At 35.7% G+C, this 21,921-nt stretch carries 19 protein-coding genes and 1 pseudogene; 14 read left to right on the top strand and 6 right to left on the bottom strand.

The window, feature by feature from the left end; genetic code table 11:
- Nucleotides 1–53: 53 nt before the first annotated feature.
- Nucleotides 54–742 (top strand): annotated as a pseudogene (locus OOL03_RS07145) (IS3 family transposase); the annotation flags it as partial.
- An 82-nt stretch (nucleotides 743–824) separates the two neighbouring features.
- A protein-coding gene (locus OOL03_RS03045; RefSeq protein ID WP_264707034.1) for an IS630 family transposase occupies nucleotides 825–1,684 on the top strand; the annotation gives its coding sequence in 2 pieces (ribosomal slippage) (nucleotides 825–1,149 and nucleotides 1,149–1,684; 861 coding nt in all).
- 106 nt (nucleotides 1,685–1,790) lie between these two features.
- On the opposite strand, the gene OOL03_RS03050 is transcribed toward OOL03_RS03045, so the two are convergent.
- Complete coding sequence (locus OOL03_RS03050) at nucleotides 1,791–2,807, bottom strand: substrate-binding domain-containing protein (protein WP_015589083.1); 1,017 nt, start codon at nucleotides 2,805–2,807, stop codon at nucleotides 1,791–1,793.
- 141 nt (nucleotides 2,808–2,948) lie between these two features.
- Between OOL03_RS03050 and dcd the strand changes: the two genes are divergently transcribed.
- Complete coding sequence (gene dcd, locus OOL03_RS03055; RefSeq protein ID WP_006280485.1) at nucleotides 2,949–3,506, top strand: dCTP deaminase; 558 nt, start codon at nucleotides 2,949–2,951, stop codon at nucleotides 3,504–3,506.
- A gap of 5 nt (nucleotides 3,507–3,511) precedes the next feature.
- Here the strand turns inward: dcd and OOL03_RS03060 are convergent, their stop codons facing one another.
- Nucleotides 3,512–4,534 carry a hypothetical protein gene (locus OOL03_RS03060; protein WP_141456986.1) on the bottom strand — a complete coding sequence of 341 codons (1,023 nt, stop codon included), beginning with the start codon at nucleotides 4,532–4,534 and terminating at the stop codon, nucleotides 3,512–3,514.
- Nucleotides 4,535–4,941: 407 nt separating this feature from the next.
- Here OOL03_RS03060 and OOL03_RS03065 point away from each other — a divergent pair, with 407 nt between their 5' ends.
- Complete coding sequence (locus OOL03_RS03065; RefSeq protein WP_264707612.1) at nucleotides 4,942–6,891, top strand: baseplate megatron protein TIM-barrel domain-containing protein; 1,950 nt, start codon at nucleotides 4,942–4,944, stop codon at nucleotides 6,889–6,891.
- 338 nt (nucleotides 6,892–7,229) lie between these two features.
- Complete coding sequence (locus OOL03_RS03070; RefSeq protein WP_264707613.1) at nucleotides 7,230–7,736, top strand: phage tail protein; 507 nt, start codon at nucleotides 7,230–7,232, stop codon at nucleotides 7,734–7,736.
- Nucleotides 7,737–7,761: 25 nt separating this feature from the next.
- Here the strand turns inward: OOL03_RS03070 and OOL03_RS03075 are convergent.
- Nucleotides 7,762–8,621 (bottom strand): IS630 family transposase gene (locus OOL03_RS03075; RefSeq protein ID WP_264707019.1). Its coding sequence is split into 2 segments (ribosomal slippage): nucleotides 7,762–8,297 and nucleotides 8,297–8,621, totalling 861 coding nucleotides; the frame shifts between segments, so codons are not numbered across the junction.
- A 61-nt stretch (nucleotides 8,622–8,682) separates the two neighbouring features.
- On the opposite strand from OOL03_RS03075, the gene OOL03_RS03080 reads away from it, so the two are divergent.
- From OOL03_RS03080 to OOL03_RS03100, 5 genes are all read left to right on the top strand, one after another.
- Nucleotides 8,683–9,444: a phage tail protein gene (locus tag OOL03_RS03080; protein ID WP_264707667.1), complete on the top strand. Its 762-nt coding sequence runs from the start codon at nucleotides 8,683–8,685 to the stop codon at nucleotides 9,442–9,444.
- Between the two features lie 57 nt (nucleotides 9,445–9,501).
- Nucleotides 9,502–10,311, top strand: a complete 810-nt coding sequence (locus tag OOL03_RS03085; RefSeq protein WP_264707614.1) for a hypothetical protein — start codon at nucleotides 9,502–9,504, stop codon at nucleotides 10,309–10,311.
- 152 nt (nucleotides 10,312–10,463) lie between these two features.
- Nucleotides 10,464–11,666 carry a multidrug effflux MFS transporter gene (locus OOL03_RS03090; protein WP_458694001.1) on the top strand — a complete coding sequence of 401 codons (1,203 nt, stop codon included), beginning with the start codon at nucleotides 10,464–10,466 and terminating at the stop codon, nucleotides 11,664–11,666.
- 133 nt (nucleotides 11,667–11,799) lie between these two features.
- Nucleotides 11,800–11,979: an ankyrin repeat domain-containing protein gene (locus OOL03_RS03095; protein WP_264707615.1), complete on the top strand. Its 180-nt coding sequence runs from the start codon at nucleotides 11,800–11,802 to the stop codon at nucleotides 11,977–11,979.
- On the top strand, nucleotides 11,975–14,293 hold the full coding sequence (locus tag OOL03_RS03100) for an ankyrin repeat domain-containing protein (protein ID WP_264707669.1): 2,319 nt from the start codon (nucleotides 11,975–11,977) through the stop codon (nucleotides 14,291–14,293). Before OOL03_RS03095 ends, OOL03_RS03100 begins: the two co-directional genes overlap by 5 nt.
- Before the next feature lie 402 nt (nucleotides 14,294–14,695).
- On the opposite strand, the gene OOL03_RS07085 is transcribed toward OOL03_RS03100, so the two are convergent.
- Nucleotides 14,696–14,890: a hypothetical protein gene (locus tag OOL03_RS07085; RefSeq protein ID WP_264707616.1), complete on the bottom strand. Its 195-nt coding sequence runs from the start codon at nucleotides 14,888–14,890 to the stop codon at nucleotides 14,696–14,698.
- Between the two features lie 74 nt (nucleotides 14,891–14,964).
- On the opposite strand from OOL03_RS07085, the gene OOL03_RS03110 reads away from it, so the two are divergent.
- The 4 genes from OOL03_RS03110 to OOL03_RS03125 all read left to right on the top strand — a co-directional run bounded on the left by OOL03_RS03110 (nucleotide 14,965) and on the right by OOL03_RS03125 (nucleotide 20,984).
- Nucleotides 14,965–15,921: an IS5 family transposase gene (locus OOL03_RS03110; protein ID WP_253303014.1), complete on the top strand. Its 957-nt coding sequence runs from the start codon at nucleotides 14,965–14,967 to the stop codon at nucleotides 15,919–15,921.
- Between the two features lie 296 nt (nucleotides 15,922–16,217).
- Complete coding sequence (locus OOL03_RS03115; protein ID WP_264707617.1) at nucleotides 16,218–16,721, top strand: protein-disulfide reductase DsbD domain-containing protein; 504 nt, start codon at nucleotides 16,218–16,220, stop codon at nucleotides 16,719–16,721.
- A gap of 464 nt (nucleotides 16,722–17,185) precedes the next feature.
- Nucleotides 17,186–18,529 (top strand): alanine:cation symporter family protein, encoded by a 1,344-nt coding sequence (locus tag OOL03_RS03120; protein ID WP_264707618.1) that lies wholly within the window; start codon nucleotides 17,186–17,188, stop codon nucleotides 18,527–18,529.
- 346 nt (nucleotides 18,530–18,875) lie between these two features.
- The gene (locus tag OOL03_RS03125) at nucleotides 18,876–20,984 is read left to right on the top strand and encodes a hypothetical protein (protein WP_264707619.1); all 2,109 of its coding nucleotides are present in this window, start codon (nucleotides 18,876–18,878) and stop codon (nucleotides 20,982–20,984) included.
- On the opposite strand, the gene OOL03_RS03130 is transcribed toward OOL03_RS03125, so the two are convergent.
- Nucleotides 20,976–21,572 carry a Maf family nucleotide pyrophosphatase gene (locus tag OOL03_RS03130; protein ID WP_007550161.1) on the bottom strand — a complete coding sequence of 199 codons (597 nt, stop codon included), beginning with the start codon at nucleotides 21,570–21,572 and terminating at the stop codon, nucleotides 20,976–20,978. The genes OOL03_RS03125 and OOL03_RS03130 overlap by 9 nt on opposite strands.
- The gene (gene infA, locus OOL03_RS03135; protein WP_007550159.1) at nucleotides 21,550–21,813 is read right to left on the bottom strand and encodes a translation initiation factor IF-1; all 264 of its coding nucleotides are present in this window, start codon (nucleotides 21,811–21,813) and stop codon (nucleotides 21,550–21,552) included. Before infA ends, OOL03_RS03130 begins: the two co-directional genes overlap by 23 nt.
- Nucleotides 21,814–21,921: the final 108 nt, after the last annotated feature.

Here is a 21,921-nt window from a genome sequence, read left to right on the forward strand (position 1 = left end):
GTAGAGAGAAAGTTAAGACGTTTTTGGAGTAAAATAAAACGTTTTTTCAAAATATGACAAATAGAAGAGAATATACAGCAGAATTCAAATTAGAAGCTGTTAAGCTGGTTAAAGAAACAGGTCAAGCAAGTACAAAAATAGCAAAAGATCTAGGTATAGATGGCAGTATGTTAAGTAAGAAAATATGATGGAAAAATGTCTGGAGCATACGCATTTCCAGGCAAAGGCTCCTTATGACAAAGAAAGATTTGATCTAAAAAAAGAACTAACAAGAGAAAGAGACATTTTAAAAAAAGCCCTGGGCAAAGAAAAAGAGTAAAGTATTCTTTTATATAGAAATTGCTATAAAACACAGGAACTATGTAGGGTTTTGTACTGGTGGTATTGGTTGCTAAGGAAAAAAGCAGTAAAGAATTAGCAAAAGAAGGGCTTCTAGCAGATATTCAAAAAATACATCAAGCTTCTAAATGCAGATATGGAGCTCCTAAAATTCACGCTGAATTAAAAGCTTTAGGCAAAAATTAAAACAGTACAAAGTGTTATGCAAGAAAATGGCATTAAAACCAAGCTTAGACGAAGGTTCAAAAATAAAAAACAGCAAATAAGCAACCGAGTTGTGGCTCCGAACACATTGGATCAAAATTTTACTACTGATCAGCCAAATAAAGTTTGGGATTACCTACATAAAAACTAAAGAAGGTTGTTGGCGGCAATAATTGACCTATATTCACGCATGGTGGTTAATGAGTAACATGATAATTATAGCTCTTTCGATAAAAGTCCGGATGTGATAGGATAAGGATAGATGATGATAAGGAGGTTGAATGCCAGCAGCATATAGTTATGATTTAAGAAAAAAAGCAATGGAAGCGCTAGACGAAGGAGAAAGCAGAGAAACAGTGGCAGCAAGATTTAAGATTGGACGAACTACTTTATGGGAGTGGCAGCAAAGAAGAAAAGAAACAGGAGACTTTCAATCAAAAAAACTTGGAAATGGGGGTTACAATCACAAAATTACCGACTGGGATACCTTTGCCAAATTTGCCAGAGAACACGGAGGAAAGACTCTATCGGAAATGGCTAAACTTTGGAACAACGTTAGTATCCAAACGATCTATCGAGCCCTTAAAAAAATTGGATTTACGCGCAAAAAAAGACATATGGATACAAGGAAAGAAACGAAGAAAAACGTGCTGAATTTTTGAAAATTATAGCGACAAAAGAACCTAAAAACTTAGTGTATATAGATGAGTCTGGCATTGATAACACCGAAGACTACCCCTACGGATATTGCCAGAAAGGACAGCGGTTTTATGCCTTAAAATCTGGAAAGAAAACTCAACGAATCAGTATGGTTGCAGCCTTAAGTGGAAGAAAGATAGTTGTTCCGTTAACCTTTGAAGGCCACTGTAATATGGATGTTTTTAATGGATGGTTTGAGCAATTTTTGACACCGATCTTGGAACCTGGACAGACTGTCATTCTTGACAATGCTACTTTTCATAAGTCTGATAAGATTATCGAGCTTGCTAAAGGGGTTGGTGCAGAAATTTTGTATCTGCCGCCTTATTCTCCAGATTTCAACAAAATTGAGCATCATTGGTTTGCTATAAAAAACAGAGCCAGGAAAAACATTCCTCTATTCGAATCCTTTCTTCGTGCTGTTGATTCTGCCTTCCTATGACCTGTTTGGACTATTATGAGAAATGCTATAGTAATCCATTGTCATCCCAGCGCGCCGCGCTGGGTCTGACTACGCTAGAACAAAGAATATAAAAGAAACGTTGCCGTCACGTTATATCATAAACCTTTGCTGAAGCTTTCTTTATATCTTCACTTGAAAGTGGAATTAGACCAAGCCTAGATAGGTACCCATCTTCAATGCCGATCGAATCTATAATTTCTTTTATGAATTCTCTTAATCCATCAACAGTATCCAGGTGTTCTTTCTTTATATAAAGGTATAGAGGTCTTGCTAATATATATTTTCCCGATGATATATTTTCGTAAGTTGGCTCAATTCCTGCAATTGTGCTCCCTTGTATTTTATCTTGATTCCTCATTAAAAAGCTAAAACTAAATATCCCTAAAGCGTTCTTGTTACTTTTCAATTTTTGTATTATTATGTTTTCATTAATTCCAACTTCTATATACCTTCCGTCATCCCTTATATTACCACATGCTTTCTTTCTTTCTTCCTGATCTTTATAATTCTCTTTGAAAATTCTCGAGTTCATGCATGAATATTGATCAAGCATAATAGAATTAACCAAAGTTTCGTATGTGCCTGTATTTTGATGTGGACCATAAATTTCAATTTCTGTTTTTGGTAAGGCTTGATTTACATCAGACCAAAACTTCTTATTATTTTTTACTAATTTATCATTTTCTTGAGAATATGCAGATAAAGTTTCAAATAAGTCCTTCTTTGTGAAATCAAATCTATGGCTTTGATTTGAATTTGCAATGACAATTCCATCATAGCCAATGATGATCTCTATCACTTCATTAATTTTATTTCTTTTACATAGTTCTCTTTCTACTTCCTTCATAGGGCGAGATGAAGTGGTGATGTCTGGCGTGTCTTCCCCTATTCCTGAGCAAAACATTTTGAACCCTGATCCACTTCCTATTGATTCCACAACTGGAGTCTTAAAAGGGAATACACGATTGAACTCCTCGGCTATAAACGAGATAAAAGGAAAAACAGTTGAAGATCCAACAATTCTGATGTATTTCCTGGCATCAGCATTTGACGGCGGCGTGAATAATACGAATACAAAAATCAGGAGAAAGTTTCTAAGCATTATTTTTAGTTAAGAACATAAATCTAATTATTGTAACAAAACATCAAACTGAAAAGCTTTAATTGCATGACAAAAGCTACAGTTTACATTTAAATTTTATTTTATATTATTGTAAGTATTACACAACTTTAAGGAACAGTTATGGCAGTTATGCCAGATAAATGGATAAGAGAAAAAGCTGAAAACTTTGGAATGATAGAGCCTTTTGTGAATCACAAAAGCAGCAAAGGTGTTATATCTTTCGGACTATCATCTTACGGTTACGATGCAAGAGTGGATAATAAATTTAAAATTTTTACTAACGTTAATTCAGCCATCGTGGACCCTAAAAATTTTTCTGAGAATAGTTTTATAGATAAAGAAACAGACGTATGCATAATTCCACCAAATAGCTTTGTGCTTGCAAGTACAGTGGAATATTTTCGTATACCAAGGAATGTACTGGTCATTTGTGTTGGTAAATCAACTTACGCAAGATGTGGAATTATAGTAAACGTTACTCCCTTAGAACCTGGATGGGAAGGTCATGTCACACTCGAATTCTCAAACACCACTCCGCTTCCCGCGAAAATTTACGCTAATGAAGGCGCATGCCAATTCGTATTTTTAAGCGGCGAAAGTGAGTGTGAGAAATCATATGATGATATGAAAGGAAAATATATGAATCAGCATGGTATCACTTTGCCGTTAGTTAAGTGATTACTTTAGGTAAAGCGTGATATTGTTTTATTGTACTGAAGATTACTAAAATGAGTTTTAACTAATTTGTCGCATTCTTTATCACCTAAAACTGCACGTGCAGAGTGGTTTTTAAATGACTCTACATAGCTTGAAAAGAAATTTGTAGAAGGATTACTTAAAGCTTCTGCAACTTCTTTTTTTTCTTTATCATTGGAAAGCTGATTAAATAGTTCTTCTCCCTTTTTTTGCAGCTCATTTTCAAATTCCTGCTTTATAGTATTCTTATCTGCTTTTTGCAAGAAGGAAAACTCTTCAAAAGTGTACAAGGAAGAGACAATACTGTTGAAGGTGCCAGTAAAACATGCACTTGAACCACGACCACCACGCACTCCGTATTCTGTTTGCGATTCTACTAAATGTTTAACCAGTTGATATTTTCTCTGTGATATGCGGGTATTAATAGCTATATTATTTGCTCTAGTTTGATCGTTGCAAGCCTTCCAAACTAAATTTAAAACTTGCTTCAATGTTAACCCGCTTCCACTATGTGTACCAGGGTTATTTTTTATACGCTTCAAGCACTCAAGTGCATGTTTTTTCTCATCTTCTGTAAGTTGATCTTTATCTGCAGCTTTTTGTGTGCCATTTGCTATGCACTCTAACTGATCAATAAATCCTTCTATTTCCTCTATAAACTTATCATCAATATCAGGCTCACCGTAGTTTTCTTTTAGCTTTTGAACGTTAATATTAATTGCATCATTTACATCAGTATCATGCGTTGTTTGTGGAATACGTGCTGCCTCCATAAATGCTTCAGCTCTTTGCTCTAACCATTCTGGTGCTTTGCCTCCTGCAAAAAGATATAGCTTACTCAATACATTGGCGATTGAGAGAAACACCAGGAAAGAAATAACAAATATTATCAAAAGTACTACAGATAAACCTATGATTAGCCACCTTACAGGAGCTAGCAGAATTTCTTTTGCTTTTTTTAATTTTGACGGTCTTTGTATGTTGTCTGGTGTATTTACTACTGCTGGCATAATTAGTTTAAGTTAATATCAATATTATTAATATACTATATTTTTTCTTATTTTGTCAACTCAAATTTCTACTTCCGCACTTTCTTATTGTTGCTTACAATGATTATAGCTACATGATTTACTCATGTATTTTTCCTGATTAAAAACTTCAATTATTCATTGTAAGCTGCTGAATTTCCTACTATTTAGTGGCAAATTGTTATCCAAGTGGCTGTAAAACGACAAATTCGTCATTCCGCTACTAGTTAGCGGAATCTATGCTAAGAGATACCGCGAATGAATCGCGGTATGACGGTTCGCGGCGGCATAACGATAAGCTCGTCATCCCGCTGCTTGTTAGCGGGATCTATCCGCGGCGGCATGACGTAGAGCCTACATTAACTATAGAAACAAAAAGGAGGATTATCATGTCTACAATAATTTTATCATCAATTTTCGGTCAAGCAGGCAGCATTTTTGGGCCAATTGGCCGGATTATCGGCTCAGAACTTGGTGCTCTTCTTGGTGCACAGCTAGATGGGGCAATGTTCGGCCTTGAAGCCGAGCAAAAAGTAACGCATGGGGCAAGGCTAAAAAATCTGCAAGTTCAAACCTCAACCTACGGCAGAACGATCCCAATTATCTATGGCACTGCTCGTGTTGCAGGGAATATTATTTGGGCACAGCCAATAAAAGAAGAGGCGATAACCACCAAAAGTAAAATTGGAAGAGGTATGAACGTTACATATAACTACTATGCAACGCTTGCAATTGCGATCTGCAAGGGGAAAGTAGAAAAATTAAACAGAATCTGGGCAGATACAACATCACTTAGCTTTGATGAAATAGATTATACTTTTTACAGCGGCAGAGAAGACCAAAATCCTGATCCATTTATGTCATCAATTGAAGGAGAGGGGAATGTGCCGGCTTATAGGGGAATATCTTACATAGTCATCAAGAATTTTCCTTTAGCAGACTATAATAATCATGTTCCGGTATTTACGTTTGAAGTGCAAACTGCAGTAAAGTCAAATGAATTTTCAGTAGCAAAAAATATTCGGAATATCAATATAATACCAGGCTCAGGAGAGTTTGTATATGATACAAAAATACAGAAGAAAATCGCGCAAGAGAAAATAAGCAGCAACCAATATACCCCATATGGGCTGGCGCAAAGGGTAAATCACAACAACCACACTAAAAAGAGCGATGCAATGCTTTCTTTGGATCAATTAAAGGGAGATTTACCAAATGTTGAGTGGGTATCGGTAGTAGTCAATTGGTTTGTGAATGATCTGAACATTAAAGATTGTAAAATATATCCTGCAGTTGAATTTCAAGATGATTCCGCAATATTACCTGATGATTGGCAAGTAGGGGGTGTAACCAGAGATAATGCTCAGCTAATTTCAAAAGATGCGAGTGGAAACCCAAGGTATGGTGGCACAGTTAGTGATGCAGCGTTGATAAGATATATAGAAGAGCTACACAGCAGAGGCTACAAGGTGATGCTCTATCCAATGCCCTTACTTGATACAAAGAACAAAGAGTGGCGAGGAAGGTTGAGCGGGACTCCTGAAGATATAAGTGATTTTTTTAAGAATCAGTACAACAAATTTATAGAGCATTATGCAAGCATTGCCAAACAAACTAAAGTGGAAGGGTTTATCATTGGTTCTGAATTTGCGCAACTTACCAAAATCAGGGATGAACAAGGGAATTACCCTGCCGTTATAGAGCTGGTCAAGCTTGCAAAGCGAATAAAACTTCAGCTTGGAAAAGAAGTAACGGTAACTTACGCTGCTGATTGGAGTGAATACCATTCATATGATGGTTGGTATAATATGGATGAACTGTGGTCTTCAGAGTACATCGACGTTGTTGGCATAGATGCTTATTTTCCACTGACTGATGGTCCAGAGCCTCCTTTTGGCTATTCTGCGGAAGATGTAATGGGTGGTTGGAGCAGTGGAGTGGGGTATGATTATTTCTATGATTACTCAAAGGGTGAGCCTGAAAGAGTAAAGTATAACGACAGCAGGTATGCGTGGAAAAATATAGAGAAATGGTGGAGTGAAACTCACACAAATCCTGACGGTAGCAAAACGAAATGGCAACCAAAGATGAAAAAAATATGGTTTACTGAGTATGGATTTCCCAGTATGAACGGCTGCACTAATGAGCCAAATGTGTTTGTTGACAAAGGCAGCATAGAGAGCAAATATCCACGATATTCAAACGGAGAGGTGAGCTTTCTTTCGCAAAAAATTGCAATTGAAGGAACGCTAAAAAAGTGGCAAAGCTCAGAAATGGTAGAAAAAATGTTTCTCTGGGCATGGGATGGCTTTGTTGCATCGCTACTTATGAAAGGCTAACTATAGTTAGGATTATAAGCAACCTATTGAAAATCTTGTTTTTTTGCAATCAATCTGATCAAATTTAAGAATAGTAATTTGTTATTTATATTAATAAATTTAATTCTATTGAAAATAGCTAAAGCATTGAAATTCTTGAATTTTAGCCAGATTAGTGAGTGGTAGTGAAATTTCTTTTACTCAAATTTAGGTATTCACTGACCGTTCTTGTTATAAATACCAGAATAATAAGCTACTGATATTCCCTATCTTTTTTATCTTTAATCCATCATAGCTAGCGATGCAACAAAGCCGCATGGGATGCAAGGCCATTTCCTTACTTTCCCAATTTATGTGATGTGTGGGCTGACTGCCATAACTGGCAAACAGGACATTGGATTCAGGGAAAGCTTTCACAACTTAATATTTCCGATGTTTTATCGGATCTGTTACAAAAAACAGGTTTAAAAAGCGATCAGTTCGATACAAGCAACGTCAAAGGGTTATTGTCTGGGTATGTGATAAACGACCAGCAACCCGTACGTTCAATTATTAAAATGCTGCAAAGTTGCTATTTTTTTGATGTGGTTGAACAGGACTCTAAACTGAAATTTGTCCAAAAGGGCAGGGGAGTTACGACTGGAATACCAATTGGTGAAATGGTTTTCAGTAACAATTCAAAACTTGCTAATATCAGTCAATTAGATTTAAACAATAAAGTTAACGTCGTTTATTTTAATCGCAATTTTGGCTATCCAATTGATGTTAAATATGCTGAGTTGCCAAAGCAAGGCGCTGCTATAACAGTTGAAATACCGCTCATTATGGAGGAGGGAGAGGCGCAAAATATAGCTGAGGTTTTATAGCATTTCTCATAATAGTCCAAACAGGTCATAGGAAGGCAGAATCAACAGCACGAAGAAAGGATTCGAATAGAGGAATGTTTTTCCTGGCTCTGTTTTTTATAGCAAACCAATGATGCTCAATTTTGTTGAAATCTGGAGAATAAGGCGGCAGATACAAAATTTCTGCACCAACCCCTTTAGCAAGCTCGATAATCTTATCAGACTTATGAAAAGTAGCATTGTCAAGAATGACAGTCTGTCCAGGTTCCAAGATCGGTGTCAAAAATTGCTCAAACCATCCATTAAAAACATCCATATTACAGTGGCCTTCAAAGGTTAACGGAACAACTATCTTTCTTCCACTTAAGGCTGCAACCATACTGATTCGTTGAGTTTTCTTTCCAGATTTTAAGGCATAAAACCGCCGTCCTTTCTGGCAATATCCGTAGGGGTAGTCTTCGGTGTTATCAATGCCAGACTCATCTATATACACTAAGTTTTTAGGTTCTTTTGTCGCTATAATTTTCAAAAATTCAGCACGTTTTTCTTCGTTTCTTTCCTTGTATCCATATGTCTTTTTTTGCGCGTAAATCCAATTTTTTTAAGGGCTCGATAGATCGTTTGGATACTAACGTTGTTCCAAAGTTTAGCCATTTCCGATAGAGTCTTTCCTCCGTGTTCTCTGGCAAATTTGGCAAAGGTATCCCAGTCGGTAATTTTGTGATTGTAACCCCCATTTCCAAGTTTTTTTGATTGAAAGTCTCCTGTTTCTTTTCTTCTTTGCTGCCACTCCCATAAAGTAGTTCGTCCAATCTTAAATCTTGCTGCCACTGTTTCTCTGCTTTCTCCTTCGTCTAGCGCTTCCATTGCTTTTTTTCTTAAATCATAACTATATGCTGCTGGCATTCAACCTCCTTATCATCATCTATCCTTATCCTATCACATCCGGACTTTTATCGAAAGAGCTATACTTTATTCTTCGTGGCAAGAGAGAAATATATACAATTTCAAGCTGCCGATAAAATATGCGTGGCTTGTGCCAAGTGATGTAATAACGATTTTAGACGGTGAGAAAAAGCATACGGTGAGAATTATAAAAACAAAATTCGAAAGCATGTCCATTCAAGTAATTGGCGTTGGTTATGATCACTCTATATATAAGCTTTCTTTTCCTTCAACAAGGTCACTTATGCTGAAGGAATACCCTTCCTCTCACATTAGCAAAACCATCGTAGAAATGATAGATTTACCGGATATTAAAGGTAATAGTGCAAGCTTTACTTTAATTAGTGAGGAAAAGAATTGGAAGGGAGCAACACTCTTTATTTCGTACAACGATAAGGATTATAAGCCTATTGCAAGCACAAACAAGCAGTCTACTTACGGATATGTAATGGAATCTACCGACGAGGGGCTTATAGTAGTGTTACGTTTTGGAAACATAACTTCAATTGCGGACTCAAATTTAGCACTGGTTGGAAAAGAGATAGTAAAATTTCAGAGTGCCGAACTTATAGATAAAAATAAATATAAGCTTAGCAATCTAATTAGAGGGCAAGAAGGCACTAAAGAGTATCAGCACACTGCAGGTGAAAAATTTGTTCTACTTGATGATTCAATAATATCTTTCGAAGTGCAAAGGGGAAAAAAGTTTTACCTAAAAGCAGTGACTTACGGTGACTCGCTGGAAAATACGGAAGTGAAAGTGATAAATTCATTTAGTAATTGAAATTTAATAAAGTAAGTGCTAGAATTAATATACAGGTATTAATGGTAGAGATATAACATGTCAAAGGAAATGGTCAATGCGTTGAAAGCTGAAGTGAAGAAGCTCAAATATGCTGATTTCAAAGCTAACACTTGGGACGAAGTAATTTTTGGTGAGGGAACATATAAGGATCTTAATAGAACACACGGCCTTGCTATTAACGGACAAAAAATAACTAACGAATTTATTAACGATCTGTATTCAAACCATAAAAATCTAATTCTACGGGATGAAAACGGAAAAGGGAATTATCGTCCATTTCTCAGACAAATTTTTACAGAAATGTTTAAACACGTTGGTGCAACAATTCCCAATAACTCTATTATTGAGGAGTTAATAAATAACTATTATCAGGGCGGATATACTCATTTTCTTCCTAATGATATGAGTCAAGCTCTTGGATCTTTTCATTTGTCAACGCAAAGCAACTGTATGACAAGAGAGTATATTATGGATTGTCGTGAACCCAATTGTATAAAGCTTAGTTTTAGCATGAAATATACAAAAATGCTTAACTATGATGATTATACATATATCGAAACACCAGGTTTTTGCAGTTCAGCGGAGTTTAAACTGAAATGTGAAGATAAAAATGTAACATATGAAGATGGTAAAGTACTTCTTACCATTCCTAAAGAGCTAAAAAACTACAAAGTAAGTGGTAAGAATTTGTTTGATGTTATTGTTGAATATTTTCAGAAGCTTTGCGAAAAATTGGGCTTTAAATTTGAGACAAAAGTGGAACATAGCCTTGGTGAACCACTAAAGGTAGTAAGTGAGGCAAATGCATCTTCTGTTGAAGACTTAAAGCTTAAAGTGAATAATTGAAGATAAGGTATTGAAATTCGTGCTTTTCATGATTTTAGCTTAAGATTTCAGTGTCCGCTACTCGAATGACATCATTTACTATGTAACATTGTACTTATACTAATGAAAAAAATACATTATAATTAAGTATATTTAATCCAGTAAATCATTAAGTGAAAACAGCTCTTTCGCAAAATATCATCTCTCTTATTATGATATTGTCTGTAGCAATTGTCGATATGGCAACTGACCTATACTCAGTTGCACTACCAAGCATTGCCAATTATTTTAAAGTAGAAGGCAGTGTAGTGCAGCTTACAATTAGCTTGAATCTAGTTGGATTTGCGGTGTCTGGATTAATTTATGGTCCATTATCGGACCATTATGGTAGGCGTCCAATGATGCTGATTGGTATGACAATTTTTACTTTGGCAAGTGTCATGTGTTATATAGCCGACAGTATTGCGCTTTTGATACTAATTCGCTTCATACAAGGAACAGGGGCTGGTGTTGCAGGTGTTGTTGGGTATGCAGCAATAAGGGATATGTACTCGGGTAGTGAATACTCGAGAGTAATTTCAAAATTAAATATGGTTGTGGCACTCTCACCTGGAATAGCTCCAGTGGTGGGCAGTTATATAATTTCACATGGTTATCATTGGAAATTTTTGTTTTTTATTATGTCACTCGCAGCAATTGCTATACTTATTTTTATCTACTTTAAGTTACAAGAAACACTCACTGTAAATAAAAATGAAACCAGTATAACTAACATAACTACTAATATCTTCAAGCAATATATATCAATATTTAGAAATTATCGTTTCCTTGGGTTTTCAGCCATTCATGGATTAACTTTCATGTGGCTTTGGGCATACATTGCTAACTACCCGTTCATATTTGAATCGATGGGCATTGAAGTACAGTATTTTGGCTACCTCATATCGATCATAGTCATATTTTACATAATTGGAACTTTAATTAATAGAAGGTATGTACCAAAAGTAGGGGTTAGCAAAATGCTAATAATAGGTTTGGTGTTACCGATAATATCCGATAGTTTATTGGTATATTTTTATTTCGCGGACAAGTTGAATATATTAATTCTTCAAACTGTTTGGATTCCAGCCAATATCGGATTTGCATTAATAATAAGCAATAACGTAACCTCTGCTTTAGAAACGATCAAAGGTATAGGGCTTGGTAGTGCAGTCCTCTCATTCTGCAATATGATATTTGGGGCTATTGGAATATATATAGTAGGAAAATTTTTTCGCTATGGTATTTTACCAAATTTACTATTAACAATAGCATGCTCTACAATTGCAATTCTTATGTACAGCCAGCTCAAATGTACTGAAAAACACAGGGAATAACCATTATTTGCGTGATCCAGAGCTCATGGGTTATTAATGACTTTATCATGATAATATAATTTTACAGGGGGTGAGAGCTCATAGATTATTAACGACTTTATCATAACAATATAGTTTTACAGAGAGGTGTAGGATGAGTAGTTCACAAAGTATAGATGATTTGTTTCAGGCTGTTGAAAGAGGTGATATTGATGAAGTAAACCGTCTAATAAGTGAAGGAGCAGATGTTAATGCAGTAAAAGATAACAACACTCTTTTACATTGTGCTGCTATGTATGACCACGCAGAGATAGTAAAAGATCTATTGGATTAAAGGGGCAGATGTTAATGCAGTAGGTCAAGGTAACAGGACTCCTTTACATTGGGTTGCTCAAAGTGGTAATAAGCAGATAGTGCAAGATCTATTGGGCAAAGGGGCAAATGTTAATGCAACAGATCACGAAGGAAAGACTCCTTTATATTGGGCTGTTGAAAATGGCCATAAAGAGGAAGTAGAAATTTTACTAAGTAATGGGGCAAATGTTAATGCAGTAGATAAAGGTGGAAAGACTCCTTTACATTGGGCTGTTGAAAATGGCCATGCAGAGATAGTAAAGGATCTATTGAACAAAGGGGCAAATGTTAATGCAAAAGATGATGATGGAAACACTCCTTTAGATTTTGCCGTTAATCATCAAGACATAGAAACTCTATTACGAAACACAGCTGAATTACTTGAGGCTGCTAGAAGAGGTGATATTGATGAAGTAAAACGTCTAATAGATGAAGGAGCAAATGTTAATGCAACAGATCAAGATGGAAAGACTCCTTTACATTCGGCTGCTAACAAAGAAACACGAACTCTATTAATAGATACTGCTTTACTTGAGGCTGCTAAAAGTGGTAATATTAATGAAGTAAAGCGTCTAATAAGTGAAGGAGCAAACGTTAACGCAGTTGAAGATTTGTATACTCCTTTATATTGGGCTGCTAAAAATAATCATTTTAATATAGTAGAAGTTCTATTAGATAATGGAGCATATGTTGATGGTGTCAATTATTCTATGGAACGTGATGTGTTGACTCTATTACAAGAAAAAGAAGCTGAATATTGCAAGAGCTCTTTACATCTGGCTGCTAGGCTTGGCAACTTGGAAGCAGTAAAAGATCTATTAGGGAAAGGGGCAAATGTTAATGCACAAGATAAATATGACAGCACTCCTTTACATCGGGCTGCTAAAGAGGTCCATAAAGATGTAGTAGAAGCTCTATTGGACAAAGGGGCAAATGTTGATGCAGAAGATGAAAATGGAGACACTCCTTTAGATTTAGCCACTACTCAAGATATACGAACTCTATTACAAAACACAGATGAATTACTTAAGGCTGCTGGAAGAGGTGATATCGATACAGTAAACGATCTAATAAATCAAGGAGCAAGTGTTAATGCAACAGATCAAGATGGAAAGACTCCTCTACATTGTGCTGCTAAAAATAGCCATGAAGAGGTAGTAGAATCCCTATTGGGAAAAGATGGAATCGATGTTAATTTAGCAGATAAGAATAAAGATACTCCTTTACATTCTGTTCTTAAAAAGGGCAACATAGATATAAATGTATTGAACGCTCTACTTAGAAAAGAGGGAATTGATGTTAATTTAGCAGATAAGAATAAAGATACTCCTTTACATTCTGTTCTTAAAAAGGACAACATAGATATAAATGTATTGAACGCTCTACTGGGAGCAAAAGAAATCAATGTTAATGCACAAGATAAAGATGACAGGACTCCTTTGCATTTGGCTGCTAAAAAGGACAACATAGATATAAATGTATTGAACGCTCTACTGAGAGCAGAAGGAATCAATGTTAATGCACAAGATAAAGATGACAGGACTCCTTTGCATTTGGCTGCTAAAAAGGACAACATAGATATAAATGTATTGAACGCTCTACTGGGAGCAGAAGGAATCGATGTTAATATAAAAGATAAACTTGCAGAACAGACTCCTTTACATTGGGCCGTTGTAAAGGGCCATAAAGAGGCAGTAGAAGCCCTATTGGGAAAAGATGGAATCGATATTAATATAAAAGATAAACATGGAGACACTCCTTTCAAATTAGCCACTGATGAAGGAATAAAAACTCTATTGCAACCCGCAGAAAAATCTGATGATGGTTCAGCGGGTGGATCATCGACAGATAGTGAAGGGGGTCAAGAGGAAGAAAAACGAGTAGGTGATGATACTGAACTACAATCAGATAATAGCAAAGAAGGGGAAAAAACCAGCACCACCAGTGCAGAACAAGGAACTGGTGTAAGCAACGGTAGTCAACCTACAGGATCTACACAAAATAATGGAGGACAAACCAGCACCACCAGTGCAGGACAAGGAACTGATATAAAAGCTGAAGGTGTAGAGCCTGTTGCTCCCACAGAACCTACACAAACAGAAGAACAGCCAAGCTCTTTTTTTGGTAGTTTGTTTAGTATACTTATGAAGCCTTTTTCATTAATAGGATCATTTTTTAGTGATTTTTTTTCATGGTTATTTGGGTCTGATGAGCCAACACAATCATCATCTGAATCTGATCAACCAGTTGTGTTAGAACCACCGAGTAATTCAGGAGACAATGACATAATATAGCTAAAGGTTTACTAGATTCCAGCGTCACGCGCTGGAATGACATCCTCTCTAAGTAGCCTCCTTCTCCTGTCATCCAAGTAGCGTGACACTGGGATGGCTTTGTTGCATCGCTACTTATGAAAGGCTAACTATAGTTAGGATTATAAGCAACCTATTGAAAATCTTGTTTTTTTGCAATCAATCTGATCAAATTTAAGAATAGTAATTTGTTATTTATATTAATAAATTTAATTCTATTGAAAATAGCTAAAGCATTGAAATTCTTGAATTTTAGCCAGATTAGTGAGTGGTAGTGAAATTTCTTTTACTCAAATTTAGGTATTCACTGACCGTTCTTGTTATAAATACCAGAATAATAAGCTACTGATATTCCCTATCTTTTTTATCTTTAATCCATCATAGCTAGCGATGCAACAAAGCCCACTGGGATCCAGGAATTTTAATTATAGGTAATGCATTGGGTTTGGTGAGTATGGGTTTTGCGTTATAGAATGAAACACTTTTGGTGAATTTGTAAAGAAAACTGGATCCCAGTGTCAAGCACTGGGATGACACCGTTTTGGATGGAAAACTGGATTCCAGTGGGCTTTGTTGCATCGCTCAAGTGAAAAGAACTGGCAGTTACTGACAAAATTCATTATAAATAGCCATTTAACTGTTGAAGAAAAAATATGCCACAAAAAATGAGAGTCAGTAACTGCCATGAATATAACAAATTTCTCCAAGAAAGAGGAAGCATTTTTTGTTATATCAATGACGCCATAGAAAATTGGTACGAGAATTGTCCAAAAATGCAGGGCGGCAACTATATTTATAGTGATAAAGTTGTGATTTTGGTGCATATAATCGTCAGTTTCTTTAGAATTGGTTTAAGACAAACAGTCGGGTTTATAAAAGGGTATTTGCAACAAATAGGAAGAGATTTGGCAGTTATCAGCTATTCACAAGCATCAAGAAGGTTTAAGAAACTTAATATTAAGATAAATGATTGCAGAATTGATAAAAATAATATGGAAGATATCGAAATTGCTATAGACAGTACAGGAATTAGTATATACAACAACACTCCTGGTCACAGCAAGGAAAATAGCACTGACAGAAAATATCGTGGCTATGAGCAAACGAGAAAATTGCACGTAATGTTGAATATAAACAACAAAAAAGCCATAGCTGTAAAATACAGTAACGGTGTCTACTCTGATCACTATGGAGCTTGTGATTTGCTAAAAGAAGTTGATTTTCAGCATGCCATAAAAGCACTATATGCAGATAGAGCATGTGATAGGCACAAGTTTTATAAGTTGTGTAACAAATATGATATAAAGACAAAAATTCCACCAATAAACAATGCGGCAGAACATCCAGAAATAGATTATATGTCTGACAGGAATGCTGCTATTAGGTTAATAAAATTATACGGTGAAGATGGCATGAAAGAATGGAAAAAAGAAGTAAATTATGGGAAAAGATCTTATATTGAAGGGTTTTTCTCAAGATTAAAGCAAATATTCGGATTTAGTTTTAGGAATAAATCTGAGATAAATCGAGAAAAAGAACTGCTAATCAAATGCTATTTGCTTAATAAATTCACTGATATTGGTATGGCTAAATTTGAGATAGTTACATGAATTTACCATAAATCACCATCTCATAAAGTGTGATGCAACAAAGCCATCCCAGTGTCACGCACTGGCATGACACCCTCCTTATGGGCCAAAATCACAATGTTCGTACAGTTGTGGATTCATTCGCGGCATAGATTCCGCTAACAAGTAGCGGAATGACGAATTTGTCGTTTTTTAGATTGTTGTAAGTCAGTTTAGCTATAGCATAATGCTATGTTAATAAATAATCTGTATAATGCTATTAAATATAATAATTAAAATCTAAATCACTTTCTCTATAAAAGGAGAAATTTACCTTAATGAAAATACATATATATTTAATATTGTTTTTATTTTTTTCTTGCACTCAACTATATGCTGACGAGGAAATTGCAAAATTTGATTTACTTATTGGCGAGATAAATGAAGCAAGCTTCACTCTTAAAGGTGCAATAAAGGTTACAGTAGAACCAGGCTGGCACATATATTATAAAGATTCTGGAGATTTTGGCCTTCCCACGTCTATTAGTTACAAAGGTAATGCATCAGATATAAATATTCACTGGCCTATTCCAAAGGAACATAAAGATAAAGTAGGGAGAGAGACGTTTGTAAGTAACGTATATGAGGATATGGTATTATTTCCCTTTAAGATGAATATATTTTTAAATCAAGGGTATATTGACCTTAACTTCCATATAAATTATGCGATATGTAAAGATAGGTGCATCCCTAAAAATGTTGAGATAAAAATCAGGCAACCATTAAAGGATTTTATAGATTCTGATATCAATAAACTTATAAATGAGTGGTATGAAAAATAGAGTTCTCATGGGGTAGGTGTCATTCCAGTGCGTGACGCTGGAATCTAGCTATGGTCAAACCCACATCTGTACAAACTTGTGGTATAAGGGAATTCCTCCAAAATGGCGTCATCCAAGTAGCTGACACTGGGATCTATAATAAAAAAATTTAGATCCCAGTGTCACGCACTAACTGTACGAACATTGAGATATAAGAGTAATTTGTACCAAGAAAAAAGATGTCATCCCAGTGCCCAGACACTGGGATGACATCATCATAAGGTGAAGCTGGATTCCAGTGTCAAGCACTGGAATGACATCGTCTTAACATTGTACCATATTACAATGTTCGTACAGTTATGTGTCACGCTACTTGGATGACAAGAAAAGGTTCCTAGAATGACGGAAACGAAGTCATACATAGAAAATAGGTTAGGTATTTTCAATTTTTGTTGTATACTCAAATAAAAATCTCACTTTTACAGATGGATACAGTAAAGTTTGTTTTATTACTGCCAACAATATTACTCATGCTAGTTGCTGGTGTTTACCTATCGATTAAACTAAAATGGCTACAGGTATTTAGATTACCATACGCCCTTTCACTACTTGGAGCTAAAAAAGGAGAAAATAAATTTTCTTCTATAGCCGCTCTGTTTACAATTTTAGGGGGAAATTTAGGAGTAGGAAATATTTCAGGAACTGCTGTTGCTCTAAAAACCGGAGGACCGGGCTCTATCTTGTGGATGGCGATAATTATTGTTATCACTTCTGTGATAAAATATGTCACTTGTTATCTAAGTATAAAAACCAGAAAGGAAAAGAACGGACGGTTTATAGGTGGCCCTGTAGCCTACATGGCTGATGCATTTAATTCTAGAAAAGCTACAATTGTGTTTCTGGTTGTTATGATGATGGTTTCAATAACAGTTGGTAACCTTGTTCAGGTAAATTCTCTATCAATACCACTTAACATGATAGATGTGCCTGTAGTCATTGGTGGCATTGTAATGGCCATAATATTTTTTGTTGTTGCAGTTCTCAGCTTAAAAAAGATTAAAATTTTTATATCGGCTATGATACCGATAATGACGGTAAGTTACCTCATACTTTGCGGTATCATATTATTTAAATTTAGTGAAAATATTCTTCCTTCTCTAAAACTAATAACAAGCAGTTTTTTTACAACCAGTAGCTTTAACTCTGGTTTATCTCTAGGTTTGATTCTAGAAATGTTGACTATTATTCAAGTCGGAACTTTGCGAGGTATTTTTGCAACAGATATAGGGCTTGGCCTTGAAGGAATCGTACATTCTTCAATTGTTCCTAAGAAAAATAATAATAAATTTATTATTGAGCAGAGTCTAATTACGATAATATCGCCTTTTATAGTTGCGTTTATAGTGTTTATTACAACAATGGTACTGCTTGTCACAGATTCTTGGGTCACTGATTTAGAGAGCACTAACATGTGCATATTTGCTTTTAGAAAGGCAATGAATTGGCCTTATATTGACTATTTAATTATGGCCATAATGTTTTGTTTTGCTTTTACTACTATTTTTACTTGGTTTTTTTGCTCAAAACAGACAATACGCTATGTGTCTATGGATAATAAATACACTAAAATCTGGATTGTAATTTTTACCATGATCATTCCGCTTGGTGCGATAGGTAAAGTCCGGTTGCTATGGGATGTTGCTGATATCTCGATTGCTGCTTTGTTGTTTATCAACATACTCGCTATGCTCAAGCTAACCTCTCAAGATCCAGGAGTGTTTACTATGAGTAGCAGATATTTGAAGTTGCAAAAACAGAGCTATAGCTAAAGCAATTTAGGCTATGCAGCTGTTGTGATATAAGAGTGATTTCCGCCAAGAAGGATGTCATCCCAGTGCCCAGACACTGGGATCCAGGAATCTTGATTGGCACTAAATTAGTGAGCATAAAAGTAGCTAATCTTATGTTAAAACACAACATTTTTGATGGGGTTCGTGAAAGGCTGGATTCCAGACTGGAATGACAACTTAAATCGTTTGATGTTACCATAAAATAGCTTGTGTCATCACATTAGTAACACAACCTTCCTTAATAAAAATTCAACCAATGCTTGTGATAATTATATTAGCTAGTATTAGCTAGAACTAAAGGCAGAGGGTTATTAGTGAGGGATATATGGGCACTAACGATACACAACAAGAACACATTTATAATGAGCGCATTCAAGAAATTTTTCCTTTATTTGATAAAATAAAAAAGGAAGACGACCCAATTTATAATGCTAGAGTTGATTTTAACACAGTAAAGTTTTTAACAAAACACGCCAACTGGAATTGGGACGAAGAAGAAAACAAAGATAAAGCATATGGAGTTATTCTTCAGAAATGCGACAAGACAAAGAAAGCTGGACAAGAGCTTGAAAGTGAAGTTAAAGAAAGGTTGAAAGAGTATGTTGATGATGTTGCAGGAGTTTCAATATACGGTAATCACGCAAGTATTACGCTGGGAGATAACAAAAAAGAGTTTAAAATTAGCGAATTTTTAAATAGTGATTTTTGTGAGAAGAATGAAATCTCAGGATTTTCAACATTGCATAGTGATGGAAAGAGCGGAATGCATGGTTTTGTTGCCGAGGAAGAAGGGAAAAAAATAAGACATTATGTCGTAACTGATGGTTCATATGAAATGACTTTAAAGTGGTATGCGGAGGGGAAGGAATGTAAGATCAAAATTAAGATTGATGCTAACGGTGTAGACCTTGTTAAAGGTGATGATTTTTCTCTAGAACGGTTAGAAGTAAACAGAGATGTAAAAATAGGTGGTTTATTCTTGCATGAAATACAATTCAGGGAGAAAGGACAAGGAAAAGCGAATGAGATGCAACATAATAAAGACAGTAACGAGCTATCATCTGAAACTACAACAAGAATTGATGTTAATAGAGGTGTTAGCGTTCAAGCTACTGATATAACTCAAAAAAAAGAAGACCACCTTTCACATTTTGGACTACAATCTAACAGCAGAAGGCAGTCTTACGATAGCGGAATTGGAAAAGATTTTGACGATAAAATTAATTCTCAGGAGGCTAAAGAAAAGCGTGAGCTTAGACAAGCAGCACGAGAAGCAAATTCGGGAGGTCAAGTTTATAACCTACAATCGCTTTTTGAGGAGAATCCTCAGAACAAAAAAACTCCTCCGCCACTTCCACCTAGAACTAGTTCACTACCACCTAAAAAAGGTGTTTTCGATGAGCAAGGGGGAGCCAAATCTGGAAGCCAAAAACCAGATGACTTGCGCGAAAATGAGCAAACACCTAATAATCAGCAAAAAGGTGCAACTTCTGATTCTTCAGATAGTTCTACTTTCACCAAGTCTGTAAGCCACAATCAAGATAATAGGCAAGAAGATGAACGGTATGACAATCCTACATTTGGACATGCTGTACCTGGAAGCCAAAAACCAGATAGAAGTGAGCAAACACCTAATGATCAGCAACAACCTAAAACCCAGCAACAAGAAGGAAATAGCAAAGGTGATCTGTTACAAGACATCAGAAATTTCAAGAAAAACAACTTACGGCACATTGATGTTGATGATAGAAAAGCATCAATTGCAGGAAGTAGAAAAAATAACCCATCACCGTTAGAGACATTAAAGGACAGAATTCCTTATTCATCTTCTCCAGATAACAGTGATAACCAAGATGCTAGTGATGCTAAGTGGAAAGAAAGTGAACAGCCGCTCTCTGCTACAGCACTCAATAATAAAAGTGACTCGGGCTATTCATCTCCAACTCATGACAATAATGAACAATCTCAAGTAAATCCTGGACAGTTAAAAGCGAGCCTAATGAATGTTGAACAAAGAGATGATACTCTACTTACGGAATTTACCAGTAAGTTGGATAAAGAAACTCAGAAGTTTCCACTAAAACCAGTGGATCAAAGAGGAATTAGTGAACAAACCAAAGAACATTTATTAGCAGCCGGGTTGCTAAAAGACAGCTCAACAGATGTAAAAACAGTGGCAGAACGAGAAAATGCTGACACTAATCCAACCGTAGATAAAAATAGCGAACTATATAAATTACTAGAGAAAGATGAAGCACAACTGAAAGCTGGAGTAATAGAAGAAGAAAGAGGAGATACTTTAACAGAACACACTGATGGTTATGATCGCAATAGAATTGCATTAGCTAACAGAAATAAAAGACCACTAGATTGGGCTAAACAGGTTGCTGAGTCACAACAAAAAAAAGATACTAATAAAGGTATTTCAATATAAATTGAAGTTAAAATAATTGCTTAGCAAACAATAGGTTTCATGTAATGGTAACCCTATAACGGAAGAGTAGGAGCCGCGTAAGAACAATACGAACACTCCAGCTAGGCCTTGTATATTGCATCCCCCCGCCCTATTTTTCCACTCTTCTGATGCTAAATAATACTTAATTTCTTGTTCACTGAGACGTTTAAATTTCACTATTGTAACCACAGTCCTGATATGTTGTTTAGATTGATCGGGAGTTAATAGACATACACTGGTGTATACTCTATGCCTTCTTCCTGATAACAAGCGGATACATTTTTCTGCTTGCTCAACGTTTTCAGCTTTGAGCAATATCCTTCTACCACAAGCAACAACTGTATCAACACCAAGCACAAAGTAATTTGGATTTGAGCTTTGTATTTTCTCCGCTTTACTTTTTGCCATACGGATTGAGTAATCCTTCGGAAGTTCCTTTTTTAAAGGGGCTTCATCTATATCTGCTGGCAAAATTAAACCTGGCTCAATGTTTATTTGTTTTAGTAAGGCTATACGCCTTTTCGATGATGAAGCAAGAATAAGATTATTTAGAGATCGTTCTGTCACTTGTACCTTTAAGCCTTCTAATGATCCTACCCTTTCTCGCATTCCTATCGTAAATGCTCATCTCAACTAACACCCTATCCCCTATAATGATGCGTATTTTACTTCTTCTCACTTTCCCTGATACATGACAGATAATCTCATGTTCATTGTCCAGTTTCACTCTAAATTCTGCTGCAGGTAGTAAAGCAGTTACTGCCCCTTCCACTTCAAAAATTGTTTTCGATTTCTCGTCTTTTATCATATGTTATATTATAATTTAATAATCTTTTTTAGTCTACTATAGATTTTAAATTATTATCAACACAAAAGACCTTTTGCGCCCCACTTAAGTTGCAACTTAACCCCAACC

This window comes from Wolbachia endosymbiont (group A) of Acrocera orbiculus (assembly GCF_947250015.1).
GTDB lineage: Bacteria > Pseudomonadota > Alphaproteobacteria > Rickettsiales > Anaplasmataceae > Wolbachia > Wolbachia pipientis.

What these genes read in the sequence shown, in the direction of transcription:
- OOL03_RS03120 (WP_264707618.1), top strand. Translation starts at nt 17,186, where the DNA reads ATGGATACAGTAAAGTTTGTTTTATTACTGCCAACAATATTACTCATG.
- OOL03_RS03115 (WP_264707617.1), top strand. Translation starts at nt 16,218, where the DNA reads ATGAAAATACATATATATTTAATATTGTTTTTATTTTTTTCTTGCACT.
- infA (WP_007550159.1), bottom strand. Translation starts at nt 21,813, where the DNA reads ATGATAAAAGACGAGAAATCGAAAACAATTTTTGAAGTGGAAGGGGCA.
- OOL03_RS03050 (WP_015589083.1), bottom strand. Translation starts at nt 2,807, where the DNA reads ATGCTTAGAAACTTTCTCCTGATTTTTGTATTCGTATTATTCACGCCG.
- dcd (WP_006280485.1), top strand. Translation starts at nt 2,949, where the DNA reads ATGGCAGTTATGCCAGATAAATGGATAAGAGAAAAAGCTGAAAACTTT.
- OOL03_RS03095 (WP_264707615.1), top strand. Translation starts at nt 11,800, where the DNA reads ATGAGTAGTTCACAAAGTATAGATGATTTGTTTCAGGCTGTTGAAAGA.
- OOL03_RS03085 (WP_264707614.1), top strand. Translation starts at nt 9,502, where the DNA reads ATGTCAAAGGAAATGGTCAATGCGTTGAAAGCTGAAGTGAAGAAGCTC.
- OOL03_RS03125 (WP_264707619.1), top strand. Translation starts at nt 18,876, where the DNA reads ATGGGCACTAACGATACACAACAAGAACACATTTATAATGAGCGCATT.
- OOL03_RS03065 (WP_264707612.1), top strand. Translation starts at nt 4,942, where the DNA reads ATGTCTACAATAATTTTATCATCAATTTTCGGTCAAGCAGGCAGCATT.
- OOL03_RS07085 (WP_264707616.1), bottom strand. Translation starts at nt 14,890, where the DNA reads ATGCAACAAAGCCCACTGGAATCCAGTTTTCCATCCAAAACGGTGTCA.
- OOL03_RS03110 (WP_253303014.1), top strand. Translation starts at nt 14,965, where the DNA reads ATGCCACAAAAAATGAGAGTCAGTAACTGCCATGAATATAACAAATTT.
- OOL03_RS03060 (WP_141456986.1), bottom strand. Translation starts at nt 4,534, where the DNA reads ATGCCAGCAGTAGTAAATACACCAGACAACATACAAAGACCGTCAAAA.